The organism is Streptomyces sp. WAC05292 (assembly GCF_003949955.1).
GTDB classification, from domain to species: Bacteria; Actinomycetota; Actinomycetes; order Streptomycetales; family Streptomycetaceae; genus Streptomyces; species Streptomyces globosus.
In genome coordinates this window covers 1-19,209 of sequence record NZ_RPSE01000088.1, presented here as the reverse complement: position 1 = coordinate 19,209, position 19,209 = coordinate 1, and the positions used below count along the sequence as shown (strand labels likewise).

Here is a 19,209-nt window from a genome sequence, read left to right as displayed (position 1 = left end):
CCCCCCGCCCCCGTCTCCCGTCCGGCCGGGACGCCCGGCGCCGCTCCGGTTCCGGTTCCGGTTCCGGTCGCGGTCGCGGCCCGCGCGGGCGCGCTCGCCGCCGCGCGGGCCCGGCACCCCGCCGCCGTGCGCCGGCCCGCGCTCGCGGCCCACTGAACACGGCAGGGCCCGGCGCCCCCGCCGAGCGGCGGGAGCACCGGGCCCTGCACGTGTGCGGACCGAGCCGGGCCTGGTGCCGGCGCGGCCGCTACTTCAGCCGGGTGCCCGTGGAGCGCAGGTCGGCGCAGGCCTGCAGGACGCGCTTGGCCATGCTCGCCTCGGCCAGCTTGCCCCAGGTCCGCGGGTCGTAGGTCGACTTCTTGCCGACCTCGCCGTCGACCTTCAGGACGCCGTCGTAGTTCTTGAACATGTGGTCGGCGACCGGGCGGGTGAAGGCGTACTGGGTGTCGGTGTCGAGGTTCATCTTCACGACGCCGTTCTCCAGCGCGGTGGCGATCTCCTCCTCCGTGGAGCCGGAGCCGCCGTGGAAGACGAAGTCGAACGGGCTGGTCTTGCCGTACTTCTCGCCGACGCCCTGCTGGAGGTCCTTCAGCAGCTCCGGGCGCAGGACGACGTTGCCCGGCTTGTACACGCCGTGCACGTTGCCGAAGGAGGCGGCGAGCAGGTAGCGGCCCTTCTCGCCCAGGCCGAGGGCCTCGGCGGTGCGGATCGCGTCGTCGACGGTGGTGTACAGCTCGTCGTTGATCTCGTGGGTGACGCCGTCCTCCTCGCCGCCCGTCGGGGTGATCTCGACCTCAAGGATGATCTTGGCGGCGGCGGCGCGGGGCAGCAGCTCCTGCGCGATGGCCAGGTTGTCGGCCAGGGTCTCGGCGGAGCCGTCCCACATGTGGGACTGGAAGAGCGGGTTGCGGCCGGCCTTGACGCGCTCCTCGGAGACGGCGATCAGCGGGCGGACGTACCCGTCCAGCTTGTCCTTCGGGCAGTGGTCGGTGTGCAGCGCGATGTTGACGTCGTACTTCGCCGCGACGATGTGCGCGAACTCGGCCAGGGCGACCGCGCCCGTGACCATGTCCTTGCTGTGCTGGCCACCCAGGAACTCCGCACCGCCGGTGGAGATCTGGATGATGCCGTCGCTCTCGGCCTCCGCGAAGCCGCGCAGGGCAGCGTGCAGGGTCTGGCTCGAGGTCACGTTGATGGCCGGGTAGGCGAACTTGCCTGCCTTCGCCCGGTCGAGCATCTCGTTGTAGACCTCGGGGGTTGCGATGGGCATCTGTCCGCTCCTCTGTTGTGCGGGGAGTGTGCGATTGCTGACCCTGACCTGGGGGCGACGTAACCGTCGCGCCTATCTTTCCACGCTCCGCGTGTCACTCGCCCCGCGCCGGTCGCGGTGATTTCCGGCAATCAGGCCACCGGGCGGAAAAACCCCAGCTCAGAGAGGGTCTCGCAGGGGCCGGCCGGGCTCCGGGGAAGCCGGTGGGCGGTCCGGAATGCAAGACCGGCCGCGGACGCGCCGCGGCCGGTCGCCGTCGCGGGAGCCCTCGGGGGCGCGCCGCTCAGGCCAGGCCGAGGTCCCCGAGGCGGTAGCCGGTCAGGTACGGCAGGCCCGCGGCGGCGATCGCGTCGGCGGCGCCGCGGTCCACGATGGTGGCGACGGCGACGACCTCGCCGCCGGCCTCGCGGACGGCCTCGACCGCGGTGAGCGGGGAGCCGCCGGTGGTGGAGGTGTCCTCGACGACGAGGCAGCGCTTGCCCTTGACGTCGGTTCCCTCGATGCGGCGCTGCATGCCGTGCGCCTTCTGCGCCTTGCGGACGACGAACGCGTCGAGGCGGCCGCCGCGCGCGGCGGAGGCGTGCAGCATCGACGTCGCGACCGGGTCCGCGCCCAGGGTCAGGCCGCCGACGCAGTCGTAGTCGAGCTCGGCGGTCAGGTCGAGCATGACCTGGCCGACCATGGGGGCCGCCTCGCCGTCGAGGGTGATCCGGCGGAGGTCGATGTAGTAGTCGGCCTCCTTGCCGGAGGAAAGGGTCACCTTGCCGTGCACGACGGCCTTGTCCTTGATCTGCTGCAGAAGCGCATCGCGTACGTCACTCATGGCCCCGAGCTTAGTTGCGTGCGCGCGGGCGCTACGACAGACGGCGCCAGGCCCAGGTCATGGAGACCTCCAGCGGGTCCACCGGCGTGACCAGGCGCGGCAGCGTGTTCAGCCCGTTCGGCGGCCCGGACTGCGGCTCCACGCAGACGGCCTCCGGCTGCTCGTCGTAGACGACGACCCACTCGGCGCGGCTGGTCACCTTCAGCTCCAGCTCGCCGGGCCAGGTGAGCACCGCCTCGACGCCGTAGGGCATGCCGAAGCAGTCGTCCCACGGGCCGGGCTGCGGGTCGGTGCGGCGGCCGGTGGGGAGGTGGTCGGGGCCGCGCTCCTCCTGCCAGGCGGGGTCGAAGTCCAGGCGGACGTCCTCGCCGCCGGCGCCGAGGTTGCGCAGGAACCAGGGGTGCCAGCCGGCCTGGGCGGGGAAGGAGTCGCCGTACGTCTCCACGCCCAGGGCGAGCGTCAGGGAGCTGCCGCCCGGGTCGAGGCTGACGGTCTGGGTGACGCGGCCCGGGTAGGGCCACGGGTCGGCGAGGTCGTACGTGAACGCGGCCTCCGTCGCGGTCACCGCGGCGGGCGCCGGGCGCCAGGCGGCGTCGCGGCCGAAGCCGTGGATGGCGTGCGGCGGCTGGTTGACCGGCAGCCTGTGCACGGCGGCGCCGTCGCGGAACTCGCCGTACGCGGTGCGCCCGCACCACGGAACCATCGGGAAGCAGCCGTAGTGCGCGCCCTGGCGCAGCAGCTCCGTCCCGTCGATGCGCAGGCTGCTGACCCGGCAGCCGTTCTCCTGGTCGACGGTCACTTCCACGCCGCCGGCCGACAGTTGCGTACTCATGCGGCCGAGCCTAGGGCGTCTCGTTCGGATCCTGCCGGTGGGACCTCAGCGGCGGCGGCGCAGGGCGCGGCCGATGACGACCGCCGAGGCGAGGGCGAACGCGGCGGCCGGGGCGATCCAGCGCAGGCCGGCGCCCGCGGCGGCGGACGCCGGTGCGGGGACGGGGGCGTAGCGGCCGCGCGGGGGCGCGTGGTCGACCTCCTCCGCACTGCGGCCGATCATCGTGCGGCGGGCGTGGGCGGCCTCGGCGGGGGGCTGGGCCGCGCCGTACGCGTCGGCGCCGCGCATGCGGTCGAGTTCGCCGAAGTCGGAGATGCCGCCGAGGTCCTCGAAGTCGCCGTCGAGGAAGGGGTCGAGGGAGGAGGGCGGCACCTCGGTCTCGTACACGGACGGGGTGGATCCGGTGGGGTCCGCGGCGCCGGGGTCCGGGGCCCCCTCCTCCTCGGCGGTGTCCCCGGTGGCGGCGGTGCCGGTGCCCGCGTCCGGGGCGTCCGGCGCGTGAGGTGCTCCGGCCAGGCCCGCGAGCTGGGCCGCGGCCTTGTCCAGCAGCCTGCGGACGGCGGCCTCGACGGCGTCGGGTGCGAACCCGGCGGCCCGCCCGCCCGCCTCGCCCGCGGCGGTGAACTCCAGGGAGCTCCCCTCACCGGCCGGGGCCAGCCGCAGGCCCACGGTGAGCTTGACGGTGCCGCTGCCCCGGATCTCGACGCCCTCCCCCTCGACGGTCCAGCGGTCGCCGCCCCCGGCGGCCACGGTGAGGGTGCCGCGGTAGGTGACGGTGTTCCCGCCGACCCGCAGTCTCAGCCGGCCGGCGACCCGGCCCGGAGCCGCCCCCGCGGCGTCGGCGTCCTGCTGGAGGCCGGGCACGCAGCGGGCCACCCGGGCGGGGTCGCGCAGCACGGCGCGGAGGCGGTCGGCCGGTACCGGGAGGAAGACCTGATGCTCCATGCAGTCGAGCCTACCGACGCGGGCCGCCCTCGGACCCGCCGCGGCGCTCCGCAATCCGCGGGAGCGGTCAGGAGTAGCGCGGGTGCGGGAGCGTCGACCCGGGCACGCCCGCGCTGCGTTCGCTGACCACCCGGTCCCTGCGGGACGCCGCCGGGCCGCGCAGCCAGCGGAACGCGTCCTGGGTGACGGTGGTGACGCGCGGGTCCTCGTAGACGCGGCCGTTGAGCGCGGACAGCATCGGGTCGGTGCGGGCGAGGCGGACCACACCCGGGTCGAGGTCGACGACGGTCACGGAGGCCACGCCGGGGTGGCGCAGCACCTCGCGGGCGGCGAGGCCGTCGCCGCCGCCGAGGACGAGGACCCGCTCGTGCGGGCCGGTCATGGCGGGGTGGACGAGCGCCTCGTGGTAGCGGTACTCGTCGTAGCCGCTGACCCGCAGGCGCCCGTCCAGGAACAGGTCGAGGGAGCGCGGCGAGCCGCCGGCGGGGCCGGTGAGGACGAGCTCCTGCATGCCGGTCTGCCGGGCGACGCGGACCTCCCCGCCGTAGACGGCCCGGCGGGCGACCTCCTCGAAGTCGTCGGCGAGGACGGTCGCGGCACCGAGGACGGCGAGGACGGCGGCGTTCACGGCGACGAGCAGCCGGCGCCAGCGGGGGGTGAGGTCGCCGCGGAAGAGCCACAGGACCAGTCCGGCTCCGGCGACGGCGTTGACGGTGCCGGTCAGGAGGGCGCCGGTGAGCTGTCCGAGCACCGGCAGCACCAGGAAGGGGAAGGCGAGGCCGCCGACGAGGGCGCCCACGTAGTCGGCGGCGAACAGGTCGGCGACCGCACCGCCGGCGTCCTGCCTGCGGATCCGCTGGATGAGGGCCATCAGCAGCGGGATCTCCGCGCCGATCAGCACGCCGATCAGGAGGGAGAACGCGACGAGCGCCGGCCGGGACTCGCCCAGCCAGGCGAAGGTCGCGTACAGCGCCATCGCCGACAGCCCGCCGAGCAGGGCGAGGCCCGCCTCGATGAGGGCGAACCCCACGGCGGGCCGGGTCCGCAGCCGCTTCGCCAGCAGGGATCCGACGCCCATCGCGAAGACCATGACGGACAGCACGACGGACGTCTGGGTGACGGAGTCCCCGATGAGGTAGGAGCCGAGGGCCAGCAGCTCCAGCTCGTAGACGAGGCCGCAGGCGGCGCAGACGAAGACGGTGGCCAGGACGAGGAGTCGGCCGGTCCGGGGCCGTACGGGGAGGGCGGCCGCCGGCGCCGCCGCGCCCGGCGGCTCCGGAGCCGGGCGCACCCGGCGGGGGACGGAACGGTCGATCATGCAGCGAACCGTACGTCACCGCCCACGGGCATCAAGTCACCCACATGGGTGCAAGTACCCTCCCGTTCCAGCCGGTTGGCGCAACGCGCAGGGCCGGCGCGGAGGGGCCGCGAGACCCCGCGCCCCCGGCCCCCGCGGCGATTTGCGCAGCGGAGGGCGGCTGCGGGGCCCGGGCGGGGGCGCGCCGGCGGCCGTCAGGGCGCGGCCGGCTGCAGCGCGCCGGCCGGTGCACCCGCGCGCGCCCCGACCCTCGTACGGGTGGCCACCAACTGGCCTTCCTGCGGGTACGCGTGCCAGGTCCGCCAGCGCACCTGCCCCTCGTGGCGCTGCGCGAGCATCGCGGTGAAGGCGTGCGGGCTGCCGGGAAAGGTTCCGGCCAACCCGTTCGGGTGGTCCGCGACCAGGGCGAGCAGCTCCTGGGCCCGGCCCGCGAAGGAACCCTGCGAGAGGGTCTCGACGCGGGCGGCGAACTCGTACTCCCAGCCGCTCATCCGCTTCGCCACGCCGAGCGGGAGGGGCGTGCTGCTGCCGGGCATGCAGGCGACCGTCTCCGAGCAGACGACCTCGCCCTCCTCCAGGAGCACCTGGTGGGAGGCCCCCAGCAGGCGCAACTCCACCTTGGCGCCGTTCAGTTCGAGGTTCAGCACGGCCAGGGCGGGCAGCCGGTCACGGCCCAGGGCCCAGGCCAGGTCGGCAGCACGCGTGTCGGTGTAAGTGGTCTGGAGGGTCGTGAGCATGAGTCGGCTCCGCAAACGCGCGAGGGAGAGGGGCCGGACCCCGCCAGCGGTGGTCAACGGGTGGGGGGAAACCGGCTCGGGTCCACAGGAGATCCCGCGGGGCCCGGGGACTGGTCTACTCAACCGAGGGAATCATGAAAGGCACGGCACTCACAGCGTTTTTACCCAACTTGGTTGGGTTTACATCCCCGCGGGGGCCAGCCAGTTCACGTGTTCACCGGCAGCATTTCCGAACCCCGCCGCTTGACCCTTCCGGGTGAGGGGCACGGGGGCGCCCGGCGGCTTCCGTGCGCCGCCGGGCGCTCCGCGCGCGCGGTGCAGCTGCCCCGTGTCAGCTGCCGCCGCCGCAGCCCCCGCCCCCGCAGGACGAGGACGAGGACGATCCGCAGGACGAGGAGGACCCGCAGGACGAGGACGAGGACGAACCGCAGGACGACGTGCCGACCCACCAGCCGGAATCGGACGAGGAGGAGGTCGCGGACGACGAGGAGGAGGAAGAGGAGGAGGAAGAGCCGCGCCGCGTGCCCGCGGTCTTGGACAGCGACACGGCGGACGCGGCGGACGCGGCGGCGCCCTTGACGGCCACGACCACGGTGATCACCAGGCCGACGACGAGGGCGGCCACCACTACGAGAAGAGCCAGGACCATCGTCCGACCCCCTTTGCCTAGGCCTCGGTCCCCCGAGGAGCGGGATCCCCGCGTCCCGCGTGCAGCAACGATGCCCGGCGGCCGCCTCGGCCAAAGCGCACTTGAGCAACTCCAGAGGTTCGCCCCAGGATGGCGCCCATGACCGAACCCGCGGCCGGCCGCCGCCCCCTCCTCAACCGCCGCCTCGCCTCCTTCGGCACGACGATCTTCGCGGAGATGTCCGCGCTGGCCGCGCGCACCGGCTCCATCAACCTCGGCCAGGGCTTCCCCGACACCGACGGGCCCGCGCAGATCGCCGAGGCCGCCTCCCGCGCCGTCCTGACCGGGCTCGGCAACCAGTACCCGCCCGGCCCCGGAGTCCCCGAGCTGCGGGCCGCCGTCGCCCGCCACCAGGAGCGCTTCTACGGCCTGTCCTGGGACCCGGACGCCGAGGTGCTGGTCACCGCGGGTGCGACCGAGGCGATCGCCGCGTCACTGCTGGCGCTGCTCGAACCGGGCGACGAGGTCGTCGCCCTGGAGCCGTACTACGACTCGTACGCCGCCTGCATCGCCATGGCCGGCGCGACCCGCGTCCCGGTCACGCTCCGCCCGCACGGCGGCGCGTTCGCCCTCGACCTCGACGAGCTGCGCGCCGCGGTCACCCCGCGGACCCGCCTGCTGCTGCTGAACAGCCCGCACAACCCGACGGGCACCGTACTGGGCCCCGCGGAGCTGGCCGCCGTCGCGGAACTGGCGGTGGAGCGGGACCTGCTCGTCGTGACGGACGAGGTGTACGAGCACCTGGTCTTCGAGGGGGTCCACACGCCGCTGGCGTCGCTTCCGGGCATGCGCGAGCGGACGGTCACGATCTCCTCGGCCGGCAAGACGTTCTCGTTCACCGGCTGGAAGGTCGGCTGGGTCACGGCCGTGCCGGAGCTCGTCGCGGCGGTCCGCTCCGCGAAGCAGTTCCTGACGTTCGTCTCGTCGGGGCCGTTCCAGTACGCGATCGCGGAGGCCCTCGACCTGCCGGACTCCTACTACGCGGACTTCCGCGCCGACCTGGCGGCCAAGCGGGACCTCCTCGCCGACGGCCTGGCCGCGGCGGGCCTCGAGGTGTTCCGCCCGCAGGGCACGTACTTCATCACCACCGACATCACCCCGCTGGGCGAGAAGGACGGCCTGGCGTTCTGCCGCTCCCTGCCGGAGCGGTGCGGCGTCGTCGCGATCCCGAACCAGGTCTTCTACGACGACCGCACAGCCGGCGCGACCCACGTCCGCTGGGCCTTCTGCAAGCGGAAGGATGTTTTGGATGAGGCAGTAACCCGCCTCAAGCGGCTCGCGCCCTGAGAGCGAGCCGGACGGCTACTGCGAAAGGAAGGCCCGGCATCCTCTCGCTGAGGGAAGCCGGGCCGTTTGCCAAGCGGTTGATTACTCGGTGTCCTTGGGATGCCTGGTCGAGGCGTAAACGAGGATGACAGTCGAGGTCTCCGGGCTGACCAGGTATCGCACCCGGCCACCGCTCGTGATCTCGTACTCCCACTGCTCCAGGGCGGAACCCTTCCACTCCTTGGTCGCGTGCCTTCCCCGAAGCTGGTGCTGACGATTCCAGTTGTCGCGTGACAGCGGGTCCGTGCGCAGAGCCTCCAGGCACCGGTGTGCGTTCGGCAGTGCGGCTCGGCAGAGCTCTTCCCAGCCCGTCACCGCCTCGGTCGTCCCGAAGACCACGTTCCACCCACTCAAGGGCGGAACGCTGACCCGATCGCCCTTCTTGGGACTCACCCGCGCACCTCGACGGGGCCCAGGTCGTCCCCGTCAAGGAGGCGGAGCGCTTCCTTGAGCTGCACCGGATCGGCATTGATGCGGGCTGTCGCCCTCCAGGAGACGAGCGTGCGGTGCACGGCCTCCCTGGCCCCCAGTTCGGCGGCATCCGAAAGCGCTTCGAGCAACTCGACTGTGAACGCCCGCATCTCCTCGTCGTCCAGATGCCGCACCCAGGGGAAGACCTCCGGCAGTGCGAGCAGCAGCGACCGGGCCCCGTCGTCGTGCTTCATCAGCGCAAGGAAGAGCCGCGACGCGGTCGTCAGGTTCTCCTCCGTGCGCTCAGCGTGTATCGCCGTGGTCAGCACCATGTCAGGTGCGTCCCGATGGGTGACGCGAAGGCAGCCAAGGGCAGCGGCCCGGGCGGCCACAGCCTTCGGATTCCGGGACAGATCGGTGAAGGAGACGGACTCCGGCTCAGCTCCAAGGTACGCAGCGCTCATACTCCGACCGTACTCAGATCACAGTCTGATTTCCACCGATCGACGAGCCTTTGATCCGTGCACCTTCGCCTTCTGCAAGCGCACGGAGGTCCTCCGGGAGGCGGTCGTCCGCCTCGGCCGGCTCGCTGCGTGACAGAGCCCGGTCGGGCGCCGTGGTCGCAAGGACCGCGGGCCCGGCCGGGCTCTCGTTCAGGGGCGGGGAGGGGTCAGGACTCCTCGCCGTCCTCGCCGTTCTCGTCGGCCTCCAGGTCCTTCTCCAGGCCGAGCTGCTCCACGAGCCACTTGTCGAACTCGATCGAGGCGCGGACCCAGCTGACCGTGGAGGACACGAAGTGCTCCAGGCTGACGCCGGTGCCGATCAGCATCTGCGCCTCGCCGATCAGGCGGACGGAGCCGTCGTCGTGCGTGTGGCTGTAGACCTTCGGCCACAGGGTGCGGCGGTTCCAGTCGTCGATCGTCTCCAGGAGCGCCGGCTTTTCCTCGATCGCGTGGGGGCGGTCGTAGAAGGTGCGGACGGAGAAGACCTGCTGCTCGGCCTCACCCCGGAACATGAAGTAGGTGCGGAATTCCTCCCACGGCGCCGCGAGGTCGCCCTCGTCGTCGACGACGTACTTGAGCTCCATCTGCTCCAGCAGCTGCTTGACCAGATCCTGGTCGGGGACCACGGGGCCCGCCGGTCCTGTGGCCTGCGGTTCGGGCTGCTGCCCTCCGAAATTCGGAATCGAGGCCGGGTCGATGCTCACCGTGTTCTTCCCTTCGTGCGGATGGTGTCATCCTCCCCCATGGCGCCTACCCCGTGTCCAGCCCCGCACGTGCGATCCGCTCCGAGCGGACACGATTGGTCCGCCCGGAGCCCCCGCGGCCCCCCGGCGGGCCTACTCGGCCCGGCCGACGCGGAGGCCGTCGCCGGCCACGTCGACCCGTACGGTGTCGCCGTCGCGGACCTCTCCGGCCAGGATCTCCTTGGCGAGGCGGTCGCCGACGGCCGTCTGGATCAGGCGGCGCAGCGGCCGGGCGCCGTACGCGGGGTCGTTGCCCTTGTCGGCCAGCCAGGCCAGCGCCGCGGGCGTGACGTCGAGGGCGAGGCGGCGGTCGGCGAGCCGCTTGGCCAGCCGCGCCACCTGGAGCTCGGCGATCCGGGCCAGCTCCTCCCCGGTGAGGGCGGAGAAGACGACCAGGTCGTCGAGGCGGTTGAGGAACTCCGGCTTGAAGGAGGCCCGCACCGTCTCCAGGACCCGCTCGCGCTTCTCCTCGGGCGTGGCCGTCGGGTCCATCAGGAAGTGGCTGCCGAGGTTCGAGGTCAGGATCAGGATGGTGTTGCGGAAGTCGACGGTGCGGCCCTGGCCGTCGGTGAGCCGGCCGTCGTCGAGGACCTGGAGCAGGATGTCGAAGACCTCGGGGTGGGCCTTCTCCACCTCGTCCAGCAGGACGACGCTGTACGGGCGGCGGCGCACCGCCTCGGTGAGCTGGCCGCCCTCCTCGTAGCCGACGTACCCGGGCGGGGCGCCGACGAGCCGGGCCACGCTGTGCTTCTCGCCGTACTCGGACATGTCGATGCGGACCATGGCGCGCTCGTCGTCGAAGAGGAAGTCGGCGAGCGCCTTGGCCAGCTCGGTCTTGCCGACGCCGGTGGGGCCGAGGAAGAGGAACGAGCCGGTCGGCCGGTCCGGGTCGGCGATCCCGGCCCGGGTGCGGCGCACCGCGTCGGAGACGGCGCGGACGGCCTCGCCCTGGCCGATCAGGCGGCGGCCGAGCTCGGCCTCCATGCGCAGCAGCTTCTGGGTCTCGCCCTCCAGGAGGCGTCCGGCGGGGATGCCGGTCCAGGCGCCGACGACATCGGCGATGTCGTCGGGGCCGACCTCCTCCTTGACCATGGTGTCCTTGGCGGCCTCCGCCTCGGCCTCGGAGGCCTCGTCGAGCTCGCGCTCCAGGGCCGGGATCTCCCCGTAGAGCAGCTTGGAGGCGGTGTCGAAGTCGCCGTCGCGCTGGGCGCGCTCCGCCTGCCCGCGCAGGTCGTCCAGGCGCTCCTTGAGCTCGCCGACGCGGTTGAGGGACTGCTTCTCCTTCTCCCAGCGGGCGGTCAGGCCGCGCAGCTCCTCCTCCCTGTCGGCGAGGTCCTTGCGGAGCTTCTCCAGGCGCTCCAGGGAGGCCGGGTCGGACTCGCTCTTCAGCGCCAGCTCCTCCATGCGGAGGCGGTCGACGGCGCGCTGGAGCTCGTCGATCTCCAGCGGGGAGGAGTCGATCTCCATGCGGAGCCGGGAGGCGGCCTCGTCGACGAGGTCGATGGCCTTGTCGGGCAGGAAGCGGGAGGTGATGTACCGGTCGGACAGGGTCGCGGCGGCCACCAGGGCGCTGTCGTTGATCTGCACCTTGTGGTGGGCCTCGTAGCGGCCCTTGAGGCCGCGGAGGATGGCGATGGTGTCCTCGACGGTCGGCTCCGCGACGAGGACCTGCTGGAAGCGGCGCTCAAGCGCCGGGTCCTTCTCGATCCGCTCGCGGTACTCGTCGAGGGTGGTCGCGCCGACCATGCGCAGCTCTCCGCGGGCCAGCATGGGCTTGAGCATGTTGCCGGCGTCCATGGCGGAGTCCCCGCCGGCCCCGGCGCCGACGACGGTGTGCAGCTCGTCGATGAAGGTGATGATCTGGCCGTCGCTGGACTTGATCTCGGCGAGGACGGTCTTCAGGCGCTCCTCGAACTCGCCGCGGTACTTGGCGCCGGCGACCATCGCGCCGAGGTCGAGGGCGACGAGGCGCTTGTTGCGCAGGGACTCGGGGACGTCGCCCTTGACGATGCGCTGGGCCAGTCCCTCGACGACGGCGGTCTTGCCGACGCCGGGCTCGCCGATCAGGACGGGGTTGTTCTTGGTGCGGCGGGAGAGGACCTGGACGACGCGGCGGATCTCCTGGTCGCGGCCGATGACGGGGTCGAGCCTGCCCTCGCGGGCGGCTGCGGTGAAGTCGGTGCCGAACTTCTCCAGGGCCTTGTACTGGCCCTCGGGGTCGGGGGTGGTCACCCGCCGTCCTCCTCGTGCGGTCTGGAAGGCGTCCAGCAGCTTGTCGGCGGTGGCGCCCTGGGCGGTGAGGACCTCGCCCGCCGCGCCGCCCTTGGCGGCGATGGCGATCACGAGGTGCTCGGTGGAGAGGTAGTCGTCGCCGAGCCTGCCGGCCTCCCGGTCGGCCTCGGCGAGGACGGCGAGGAGCTCGCGGGTGGCCTGCGGGGGCGCGACGGTGGAGCCGGTGGCGCTGGGCAGGGCGGCGAGCAGCCGCTCGGCGCCGGCGCGTACGGCGGCCTGGTCGGCCCCGGCGGCGGCGAGGAGGTCGGTGACGTTCTCGTTGTCCTCGCCGGAGAGGAGGGCGAGGAGCAGGTGGGCCGGGGTCAGGTCCGTGTGGCCGTCCTTGACGGCGCGGGTGGTGGCGTTGTTGAGCGCGTCCCGGCTCTTGTTGGTCAGCTCGGCGTCCACGGGCGGCTTCTCCTCTCCGTACGGATACGGGTCATGCAGGATCTGACAGAGACAACGTGCGCAAAGTTGAGTCTATTCCACTCAAGGCCGGGATCGTAGTCTCGGGGGCATGTCCCATGACGTCCTCCATCCGACGCCCGAGTACCTGGCCTTCTGGCGGGAGCGGCACGTGTGCACGCTGACCACGCCCCGCCCCGACGGCACCCCGCACGTGGTGCCGGTCGGCGTGACCTACGACCCGGGGGCCGGGCTCGCCCGCGTGATCAGCAACCGGCACAGCAAGAAGGTCCGCAACGTCCTGGCCGCACAGGCGTCCCCGGCCGGCGCGGCCCGGGTCGCGGTGTGCCAGATGGAGGGGCGCCGCTGGGCGACGCTGGAGGGCCGCGCGGTCGTCCGCACGGAGGCGGAGGCGGTCGCCGAGGCGGTGGCGCGCTACGCGGAGCGGTACGGGCGCACGCCCTCGCCGAACCCGGACCGGGTCGTCATCGAGATCGCCCTGGACCGGGCCATGGGCCGCGCCTGAGGGGGTCGCCCGCGGGGCCGGCGCTGTCCGGTTCTGCTTGTCCGGTTCGACTACTGGACGCGGACATCACAACGGCGCCATCGTGGTCAGGTCCACGATGGCGCCGTTGTGTGGGGGAAGCACCTGGGGCGATCTGCAACGACGGGGGAATCGCCTCAGGCACTGCGGGGGGTGGCGGTGGTGATGTCGGGTTCGAAGAGCTGGTGGTCGCGCTGATCGAGGTTCACGAAGACCATCCCGTAGCGCACCTCGCAGCGCACCGGCTGCGGCGCGCCGCGGGGGCGGCGCAGGCAGCGGTAGGCCCGGACGTCCTCGTCCTCCTCGCGCGTGATCACGATCGGCTGGCCGAAGAGGGTGACCATCAGCGAGTCGCCGACCTGGGGGATGGCCGTCGCGAGGTCGATGAACTGCCAGCCGGAGCGGTATGCGGAAGCCATCTCGCGGCGGAAGCCGCGGTCGTCGGGGGTCATGCCGCGCTCTCCACGACAAGTCCGGCGGACGCGGTGTCGGCGGGGGCGGAGCGCCATCCGCTGTCCAGCGGGGCGGCACGCCATCCGCTGTCCATCGACGGCTCACGCCATCCGCTGTCCTCCAGCAGCGCCGCCCGGATGTCCGCGGCACCCCCTCCGGCGCCCCCCAGCGTGGCCCCGGCGAGTCCCAGACCGGCCACAGCCGAGAAGATGACGGTGGCAAGCGCCGAGCGAAGCATTCTCTTGTTCATGGTCGGCTTCGTCCTCACTTGATGAAATCCTCTCCCCCGCCTGTCAGACGATGGCTCATTCAGGCACGTCGCTGCCACAGGGACGATGCATCATGTTCTTGCATGTTCAGGACCCTGGGGGGTGGAGATTTGGCACTAAACACAACAAAAGCGACACATCCCCACGCGGTCACCGACCTGTGCAGTGAGGGCGCACGGCTCTACACGAGCGCGCTGCGGACCGGTCGCATTGCACGTGCGGACGTGAAAACGGCTCCTTGCCTGCTCGATCTGGCGCTGTTGCAGCCGGATCCCGATGACGTCAATTCGCTCCGCCCGGTTCCCCCGGCGGTCGCCCTGGCCCAGCGGCTGCACCCGATCGAGCGCGAGATCCGCGACCGCCGGCGCGACTCCCTCGAACTGTCCGAGGCATTCGAGCCGTTCCTCGCCATCAGCGCGCAGGCACCCGCCAGCACCCACGCCATCACCGTGCTGGAGGGCTTCGACGCCATCAACGCCGCCCTCAACCTGGCCACCGCCGAGTGCCACACCGAGATGCTCACCGTCCAGCCCGGAGGCGCACGCCCCAGTCTGGAGCTTACGGAAGCCCTGGAGCGGGACCAGCCGCTCACCGACCGCGGTGTCCGAATCCGTACCCTCTACCAGCACACCGTCCGCCACAGCCGCGGCACCCTCGCGTACATCGACATCCTGAAGGCCGGAAAGGTCGAAGTGCGCACGCTGGAGGAGCTCTTCGAGCGGCTCATCATCTTCGACCGCACCGTCGCCTTCATCCCCGCCAGCGACGACCGCCAGGTCGCCCTGGAGCTGCGCCACCCCGGCCTCGTCGACTACCTCATCAAGGTCTTCGAGCAGCTGTGGCACCGCGCCGTGCCGCTCCAGGAGGAGGTCACCTACCGGCACACCCGCGACGGCATCTCGGGCGTCCAGCGCACCATCGCCCAACTCCTCGTCGAGGGGCACGTGGACGAGGCCATCGCCCGCCGGCTGGGCATGAACGTACGGACCTGCCGCGCGCACATCGCGAAGCTCGCCGGCATCCTCGGCAGCGGCAGCCGCGCCCAACTCGGCTTCCTCATCGCCCGGTCGGGGATCCTGGAGGAGGACGACCCCGAGTGACCGGGGGCGGGCCCGGCAGGCCCGCGCAGACGCCCCGGGCCGGCCCCTGCGGGCCGGACGCGCAAGGCCCCGCCCGGAAGCACCGGGCGGGGCCTTGCGCGCGTCGTACGGGCCCACGGCGGCCCCTCGCAGGGGGCTGCGGCGGGGCTGCGGTCAGTCCGCGGACCGCTTCGGCGCGGGCCGCCAGACGACCAGGGCGTTGCCCCCGACCGGCGGCTGGTACTTGACCAGATCCCGCCGGTACGAGGCGTGCACCTGGGCCTCGCGCTGCTGCATCACCGCGGCCGCTCCGTCGACCGCGGCCGACAGCTCGGCCACCCGCGCCTGGAGGGCGGCCACCTGGTTCTGGAGTTCGATGATGCGCTTGATGCCCGCGAGGTTGATGCCCTCGTCCTGGGACAGCGCCTGCACCGTGCGGAGCAGCTCGATGTCCCTGGCCGAATACCGACGGCCGCGGCCCGCGGTCCGGTCGGGGGAGACCAGACCGAGACGGTCGTACTGCCGCAGCGTCTGCGGGTGCAGGCCGGAGAGCTGGGCGGCCACCGAGATCACGTAGACCGGGGTCTCGTCGGTCAGCTCGTACGCCCCGCCACCGAACCGCGGCTGTCGTCGGCGGCCGTCCATGTCATGCTCCCTTCGCGGACTCGAACAGCGCGGCGCGCGGGTCCTCCGACACCGTCGCGTCGCGGTACATCTCCAGGGCCTCGCGGGCCTTGTCCGACAGCGTGGCCGGAACCGCGACCTCCACCGTGACGAGCAGGTCGCCGCGGGTGCCGTCCTTGCGGACGGCGCCCTTCCCGCGGGCGCGCATCGTGCGGCCGGACGGGGTGCCCGGCGGAAGCTTCAGCGTCACCGCGGGGCCGTTCAGGGTCGGGACCCTGATGTCGGCGCCCAGGGCCGCCTCGGCGAACGTGACCGGGACGGTCACGGTCAGGTTGTCGCCCTTGCGGGAGAACACCGGGTGGCTGCCCACGTGGACCACCACGTACAGGTCGCCGGCGGGTCCGCCGCGCTCGCCCGGCGCGCCCTTGCCGCGCAGCCGGATCCGCTGGCCGTCGGAGACGCCCGCCGGGATCCGGACCTGCATGGTCCGGGAGGACTTGGCGCGGCCGCTGCCGTGGCAGACCTCGCAGGGGCTCTCCGCGATCAGGCCGCGGCCCTTGCAGTCCGCGCACGGGTCGGTCAGCGAGAAGCCGCCGCCGCTGCCCCGCGACACCTGGCCGGTGCCGACGCAGGTCGGGCACACCCGCGGGGTGCCGTTCTTGTCGCCGGTGCCCGAACAGGCCTTGCAGGGCGCCTGGGAGGACATCCGCAGCGGGACCGTGGCCCCGTCCACCGCCTCCGTGAAGGAGAGGGTGACCTCCGACTCGATGTCCTGGCCCCGGCGCGGCTGGGTCCGGGCGCCCGGACCGGCGCCGCCGCGGTTGAACAGCCCGCCGAACACGTCGCCGAGGCCGCCGCCGCCGAAGCCGCCCGCGCCGCCGGCCTGGGAGCCCCCGAAGAGGTCCCCCAGGTCGAAGTTGAACGAGCCGCCCGCGCCCGGGCCGGGGCGGAAGCCGCCGTTCCCGAACAGGGCGCGGGCCTCGTCGTACTCCTTGCGCTTCTTGGCGTCGCCGAGGACGTCGTTCGCCTCGGAGATCTCCTTGAAGCGCTCCTCGGCCGCGGCGTCGCCCTTGTTGGCGTCCGGGTGGTACTCGCGGGCGAGCTTCCGGTACGCCTTCTTGATCTCGGCCTCGGTGGCGTCCTTCGGGACACCGAGGACCTTGTAGTAGTCCTTCTCGACGAAGTCCTTCGTGCTCATCCCCGGTGTCCCTCCTCCCGTGCCTTCACCTGACCGCGCTCGCGGACGTCAGCCCTTTTCGGGAGCATCCGCGTCCTTGTCCGACGGCGCGTCGCCCTCCCCGGACTCGGACTTGGGCGCCGCTCCCGGCTGGGGCTCGGCCACTGCGACCCGCGCGGGGCGGATCGTGCGCTCGCCGATCCGGTACCCGGGCTGCAGGATCGCCACGCAGGTCGTCTCGGTGACGTCCGGCGCGTAACTGTGCATCAGGGCTTCGTGGATCGTCGGGTCGAAGGGCTCGCCCTCCTTGCCGAACTGCTGCAGGCCCAGCTTGGCGACCGCGGTCTCCAGCGATTCGGCCACCGACTTGAAGCCGCCGACCAGCTCGCCGTGGTCCCGCGCCCGGCCGATGTCGTCCAGGGTGGGCAGCAGCTCCGTCAGCAGGTTCGCGACCGCGATCTCCTTGACGGCGACCCGGTCCCGCTCCACGCGGCGGCGGTAGTTCTGGTACTCGGCCTGGAGCCGCTGGAGGTCCCCGGTGCGCTCGGCGAGGGCCGTGCGCGCCTGGTCCAGCTGCGCCAGGAGGGCCGCGTCCGCGTCCTGCGGGGCGGACGTGGCGGACCGTGCTCCGGAGTCCCCGGCCGGGGCCGCCGGCTCCTCGGGGGAGGAGTCGGCGGTCTTCGGCTCGGCGGCGTCCTCAGGGGCGGCGCCGTCGGGGACTTCGGGCTTCTCCTCGAAACCCGCGGTCTCCTCCGGCATCAGTGCGCGCCCTTCGGCTTGTCCTCGTCGACGATCTCGGCGTCGACGACGTCGTCGTCGGCCTTGGCCTGGCCGGCCTCACCGGCGCCGCCGGCGGCCTGGGCGGCCTGCGCGTCGGCGTAGATGGCCTGGCCGAGCTTCTGGCTGACGGCGGCGACCTTCTCGGTGGCGGTGCGGATCTCGGCGGTGTCCTCGCCCTTGAGCTTCTCCTTCAGCTCGGCGACGGCGGCCTCGACCTCGGTCTTGACCTCGCCCGGGACCTTGTCCTCGTTGTCCTTGACGAACTTCTCCGTCTGGTAGACGAGCTGCTCGGCCTGGTTGCGGGTCTCGGCGGCCTCGCGGCGGCGCTGGTCCTCCTCCGCGTACTGCTCGGCCTCCTGGCGCATCCGGTCGACCTCGTCCTTGCCGAGCGAGGAGCCGCCGGTGACGGTCATCTTCTGCTCCTTGCCCGTGCCGAGGTCCTTCGCGGTCACGTGCATGATGCCGTTGGCGTCGATGTCGAAGGAGACCTCGATCTGCGGGACGCCGCGCGGGGCCGGCGGCAGGCCCGTCAGCTCGAACATGCCGAGCTTCTTGTTGTACGCCGCGATCTCGCGCTCACCCTGGTAGACCTGGATCTGCACGGACGGCTGGTTGTCCTCGGCCGTCGTGAAGATCTCCGACCGCTTGGTCGGGATCGTGGTGTTGCGCTCGATGAGCTTGGTCATGATGCCGCCCTTGGTCTCGATGCCGAGGGACAGCGGGGTGACGTCGAGGAGCAGGACGTCCTTGACCTCGCCCTTGAGGACGCCGGCCTGGAGGGTGGCGCCGATGGCGACGACCTCGTCCGGGTTCACGCCCTTGTTGGCCTCCTTGCCGCCGGTCAGCTCCTTGACGAGCTCGGCGACGGCGGGCATGCGGGTGGAGCCGCCGACGAGGACGACGTGGTCGATCTCGCCCAGGGCGATGCCGGCGTCCTTGATGACGTTGTGGAACGGGGTCTTGCAGCGCTCCAGCAGGTCGGCGGTCAGCTGCTGGAACTGGGCGCGGGTGAGCTTCTCGTCCAGGTGCAGCGGGCCCTCGGCGGAGGCCGTGATGTAGGGCAGGTTGATCGTGGTCTCCGTGGAGGAGGACAGCTCGATCTTCGCCTTCTCGGCGGCCTCGCGCAGGCGCTGGAGCGCCATCTTGTCCTTGGAGAGGTCGACGCCGTGGCCGTTGGCGAACTGCTTCACCAGGTAGTCGACGACGCGCTGGTCCCAGTCGTCGCCGCCGAGGTGGTTGTCGCCGTTGGTGGCCTTGACCTCGACGACGCCGTCGCCGATCTCCAGCAGCGACACGTCGAAGGTGCCGCCGCCGAGGTCGAAGACGAGGATGGTCTGGTCGTCCTTGTCCAGGCCGTAGGCCAGGGCGGCGGCGGTCGGCTCGTTGACGATGCGCAGGACGTTCAGGCCCGCGATCTCGCCGGCCTCCTTGGTGGCCTGGCGCTCGGAGTCGTTGAAGTACGCCGGGACGGTGATGACCGCGTCGGTGACCTTCTCGCCCAGGTAGGCCTCGGCGTCCCGCTTCAGCTTCTGCAGGATGAAGGCGCTCATCTGCTGCGGGTTGAAGTCCTTGCCGTCCAGGTTGATCTTCCAGTCGGTGCCCATGTGGCGCTTCACCGAGCGGATGGTGCGGTCCACGTTCGTGACCGCCTGGCGCTTGGCGACCTCGCCGACGAGGACCTCGCCGTTCTTGGCGAAGGCGACGACGGACGGCGTGGTCCTGGCGCCCTCGGCGTTGGTGATGACGGTGGGCTCGCCGCCTTCGAGAACGCTGACGACGGAGTTAGTGGTGCCCAGGTCGATGCCGACCGCACGTGCCATTTCGATTCCTCCAGCTGACTTGAGTGGAACAGACTCAAGGGTGCCCCAACGACTCCCCGCCGTCAACAGAGGTGAGTCGAGGCGACTCAACTTTTATCGCGGTCTTATGCTCAGCCGCGAGCGTGCGTCAAGCGGGGCGGGGCCGAGTGGGGGACGCGGGCGCCCGCGCGCTGCGCGGCGCGCGGCGGCGG

Annotated in this window: 19 protein-coding genes and 1 pseudogene; 3 read left to right on the top strand and 17 right to left on the bottom strand. The window is 72.3% G+C overall.

All coding sequences use genetic code 11. The features are described from left to right. Nucleotides 1-247: 247 nt before the first annotated feature. The 7 genes and pseudogenes from fbaA to EF903_RS12935 all read right to left on the bottom strand — a co-directional run bounded on the left by fbaA (nucleotide 248) and on the right by EF903_RS12935 (nucleotide 6,574). Nucleotides 248-1,270: a class II fructose-bisphosphate aldolase gene (gene fbaA / locus EF903_RS12965; protein WP_125543368.1), complete on the bottom strand. Its 1,023-nt coding sequence runs from the start codon at nucleotides 1,268-1,270 to the stop codon at nucleotides 248-250. A 283-nt stretch (nucleotides 1,271-1,553) separates the two neighbouring features. Continuing rightward, nucleotides 1,554-2,093: an orotate phosphoribosyltransferase gene (gene pyrE, locus EF903_RS12960; protein ID WP_114053461.1), complete on the bottom strand. Its 540-nt coding sequence runs from the start codon at nucleotides 2,091-2,093 to the stop codon at nucleotides 1,554-1,556. Between the two features lie 31 nt (nucleotides 2,094-2,124). Continuing rightward, the gene (locus EF903_RS12955; protein WP_125543367.1) at nucleotides 2,125-2,925 is read right to left on the bottom strand and encodes an aldose 1-epimerase; all 801 of its coding nucleotides are present in this window, start codon (nucleotides 2,923-2,925) and stop codon (nucleotides 2,125-2,127) included. A 45-nt stretch (nucleotides 2,926-2,970) separates the two neighbouring features. Beyond that, nucleotides 2,971-3,870 (bottom strand): SRPBCC family protein, encoded by a 900-nt coding sequence (locus EF903_RS12950; protein WP_125543366.1) that lies wholly within the window; start codon nucleotides 3,868-3,870, stop codon nucleotides 2,971-2,973. 118 nt (nucleotides 3,871-3,988) lie between these two features. Then, a pseudogene (locus EF903_RS12945) lies at nucleotides 3,989-5,188 on the bottom strand (polyamine aminopropyltransferase); the annotation flags it as partial. 194 nt (nucleotides 5,189-5,382) lie between these two features. Beyond that, nucleotides 5,383-5,925: a DUF2617 family protein gene (locus EF903_RS12940; RefSeq protein ID WP_125543365.1), complete on the bottom strand. Its 543-nt coding sequence runs from the start codon at nucleotides 5,923-5,925 to the stop codon at nucleotides 5,383-5,385. 331 nt (nucleotides 5,926-6,256) lie between these two features. Next, on the bottom strand, nucleotides 6,257-6,574 hold the full coding sequence (locus EF903_RS12935) for a hypothetical protein (RefSeq protein ID WP_125543364.1): 318 nt from the start codon (nucleotides 6,572-6,574) through the stop codon (nucleotides 6,257-6,259). Nucleotides 6,575-6,703: 129 nt separating this feature from the next. Here EF903_RS12935 and EF903_RS12930 point away from each other — a divergent pair, with 129 nt between their 5' ends. Beyond that, nucleotides 6,704-7,900, top strand: coding sequence for a pyridoxal phosphate-dependent aminotransferase (locus tag EF903_RS12930; protein WP_185902641.1), 1,197 nt, complete (start codon nucleotides 6,704-6,706; stop codon nucleotides 7,898-7,900). An 81-nt stretch (nucleotides 7,901-7,981) separates the two neighbouring features. On the opposite strand, the gene EF903_RS12925 is transcribed toward EF903_RS12930, so the two are convergent. From EF903_RS12925 to clpB, 4 genes are all read right to left on the bottom strand, one after another. Continuing rightward, entirely contained in the window at nucleotides 7,982-8,293 is a 312-nt protein-coding gene (locus EF903_RS12925; RefSeq protein WP_260615148.1) for a hypothetical protein, read from the bottom strand. A gap of 35 nt (nucleotides 8,294-8,328) precedes the next feature. Continuing rightward, nucleotides 8,329-8,814: a prevent-host-death family protein gene (locus tag EF903_RS12920; RefSeq protein WP_125543361.1), complete on the bottom strand. Its 486-nt coding sequence runs from the start codon at nucleotides 8,812-8,814 to the stop codon at nucleotides 8,329-8,331. Between the two features lie 206 nt (nucleotides 8,815-9,020). Next, the gene (locus EF903_RS12915) at nucleotides 9,021-9,557 is read right to left on the bottom strand and encodes a YbjN domain-containing protein (RefSeq protein ID WP_125543360.1); all 537 of its coding nucleotides are present in this window, start codon (nucleotides 9,555-9,557) and stop codon (nucleotides 9,021-9,023) included. A 132-nt stretch (nucleotides 9,558-9,689) separates the two neighbouring features. Next, on the bottom strand, nucleotides 9,690-12,275 hold the full coding sequence (gene clpB / locus EF903_RS12910; protein ID WP_125543359.1) for an ATP-dependent chaperone ClpB: 2,586 nt from the start codon (nucleotides 12,273-12,275) through the stop codon (nucleotides 9,690-9,692). Between the two features lie 109 nt (nucleotides 12,276-12,384). On the opposite strand from clpB, the gene EF903_RS12905 reads away from it, so the two are divergent. Continuing rightward, the gene (locus EF903_RS12905; protein ID WP_125543358.1) at nucleotides 12,385-12,798 is read left to right on the top strand and encodes a pyridoxamine 5'-phosphate oxidase family protein; all 414 of its coding nucleotides are present in this window, start codon (nucleotides 12,385-12,387) and stop codon (nucleotides 12,796-12,798) included. Between the two features lie 155 nt (nucleotides 12,799-12,953). Here the strand turns inward: EF903_RS12905 and EF903_RS12900 are convergent, their stop codons facing one another. Both EF903_RS12900 and EF903_RS12895 read right to left on the bottom strand, forming a co-directional pair. Continuing rightward, entirely contained in the window at nucleotides 12,954-13,268 is a 315-nt protein-coding gene (locus EF903_RS12900) for a (2Fe-2S)-binding protein (protein WP_114053450.1), read from the bottom strand. Continuing rightward, nucleotides 13,265-13,519, bottom strand: a complete 255-nt coding sequence (locus EF903_RS12895) for a hypothetical protein (protein WP_246042259.1) — start codon at nucleotides 13,517-13,519, stop codon at nucleotides 13,265-13,267. Before EF903_RS12895 ends, EF903_RS12900 begins: the two co-directional genes overlap by 4 nt. Nucleotides 13,520-13,621: 102 nt before the next feature. Between EF903_RS12895 and EF903_RS12890 the strand changes: the two genes are divergently transcribed. Then, the gene (locus EF903_RS12890; RefSeq protein ID WP_125543357.1) at nucleotides 13,622-14,638 is read left to right on the top strand and encodes a helix-turn-helix transcriptional regulator; all 1,017 of its coding nucleotides are present in this window, start codon (nucleotides 13,622-13,624) and stop codon (nucleotides 14,636-14,638) included. A gap of 153 nt (nucleotides 14,639-14,791) precedes the next feature. Here EF903_RS12890 and EF903_RS12885 read toward each other — a convergent pair whose 3' ends face one another. The 4 genes from EF903_RS12885 to dnaK are packed head-to-tail and all read right to left on the bottom strand — an operon-like array spanning nucleotide 14,792 to nucleotide 19,018. Beyond that, nucleotides 14,792-15,262 (bottom strand): heat shock protein transcriptional repressor HspR, encoded by a 471-nt coding sequence (locus EF903_RS12885; protein WP_114053447.1) that lies wholly within the window; start codon nucleotides 15,260-15,262, stop codon nucleotides 14,792-14,794. 1 nt (nucleotide 15,263) lies between these two features. Further along, nucleotides 15,264-16,439 carry a molecular chaperone DnaJ gene (gene dnaJ, locus EF903_RS12880; RefSeq protein WP_125543356.1) on the bottom strand — a complete coding sequence of 392 codons (1,176 nt, stop codon included), beginning with the start codon at nucleotides 16,437-16,439 and terminating at the stop codon, nucleotides 15,264-15,266. Between the two features lie 48 nt (nucleotides 16,440-16,487). Continuing rightward, on the bottom strand, nucleotides 16,488-17,177 hold the full coding sequence (grpE, locus tag EF903_RS12875) for a nucleotide exchange factor GrpE (protein WP_125543355.1): 690 nt from the start codon (nucleotides 17,175-17,177) through the stop codon (nucleotides 16,488-16,490). After that, nucleotides 17,177-19,018: a molecular chaperone DnaK gene (gene dnaK / locus EF903_RS12870; protein ID WP_125543354.1), complete on the bottom strand. Its 1,842-nt coding sequence runs from the start codon at nucleotides 19,016-19,018 to the stop codon at nucleotides 17,177-17,179. Before dnaK ends, grpE begins: the two co-directional genes overlap by 1 nt. Nucleotides 19,019-19,209 lie beyond the last annotated feature (191 nt).

Excerpts from the sequence above, each read along its gene's own strand:
- EF903_RS12920 (WP_125543361.1), bottom strand. The coding sequence starts at position 8,814 with ATGAGCGCTGCGTACCTTGGAGCTGAGCCGGAGTCCGTCTCCTTCACC.
- EF903_RS12900 (WP_114053450.1), bottom strand. The coding sequence starts at position 13,268 with ATGACCCCCGACGACCGCGGCTTCCGCCGCGAGATGGCTTCCGCATAC.
- EF903_RS12895 (WP_246042259.1), bottom strand. The coding sequence starts at position 13,519 with ATGAACAAGAGAATGCTTCGCTCGGCGCTTGCCACCGTCATCTTCTCG.
- EF903_RS12930 (WP_185902641.1), top strand. The coding sequence starts at position 6,704 with ATGGCGCCCATGACCGAACCCGCGGCCGGCCGCCGCCCCCTCCTCAAC.
- EF903_RS12890 (WP_125543357.1), top strand. The coding sequence starts at position 13,622 with ATGTTCAGGACCCTGGGGGGTGGAGATTTGGCACTAAACACAACAAAA.
- fbaA (WP_125543368.1), bottom strand. The coding sequence starts at position 1,270 with ATGCCCATCGCAACCCCCGAGGTCTACAACGAGATGCTCGACCGGGCG.
- EF903_RS12935 (WP_125543364.1), bottom strand. The coding sequence starts at position 6,574 with ATGGTCCTGGCTCTTCTCGTAGTGGTGGCCGCCCTCGTCGTCGGCCTG.
- EF903_RS12885 (WP_114053447.1), bottom strand. The coding sequence starts at position 15,262 with ATGGACGGCCGCCGACGACAGCCGCGGTTCGGTGGCGGGGCGTACGAG.
- grpE (WP_125543355.1), bottom strand. The coding sequence starts at position 17,177 with ATGCCGGAGGAGACCGCGGGTTTCGAGGAGAAGCCCGAAGTCCCCGAC.
- EF903_RS12950 (WP_125543366.1), bottom strand. The coding sequence starts at position 3,870 with ATGGAGCATCAGGTCTTCCTCCCGGTACCGGCCGACCGCCTCCGCGCC.
- dnaK (WP_125543354.1), bottom strand. The coding sequence starts at position 19,018 with ATGGCACGTGCGGTCGGCATCGACCTGGGCACCACTAACTCCGTCGTC.
- dnaJ (WP_125543356.1), bottom strand. The coding sequence starts at position 16,439 with ATGAGCACGAAGGACTTCGTCGAGAAGGACTACTACAAGGTCCTCGGT.
- EF903_RS12940 (WP_125543365.1), bottom strand. The coding sequence starts at position 5,925 with ATGCTCACGACCCTCCAGACCACTTACACCGACACGCGTGCTGCCGAC.
- EF903_RS12955 (WP_125543367.1), bottom strand. The coding sequence starts at position 2,925 with ATGAGTACGCAACTGTCGGCCGGCGGCGTGGAAGTGACCGTCGACCAG.
- EF903_RS12905 (WP_125543358.1), top strand. The coding sequence starts at position 12,385 with ATGTCCCATGACGTCCTCCATCCGACGCCCGAGTACCTGGCCTTCTGG.
- pyrE (WP_114053461.1), bottom strand. The coding sequence starts at position 2,093 with ATGAGTGACGTACGCGATGCGCTTCTGCAGCAGATCAAGGACAAGGCC.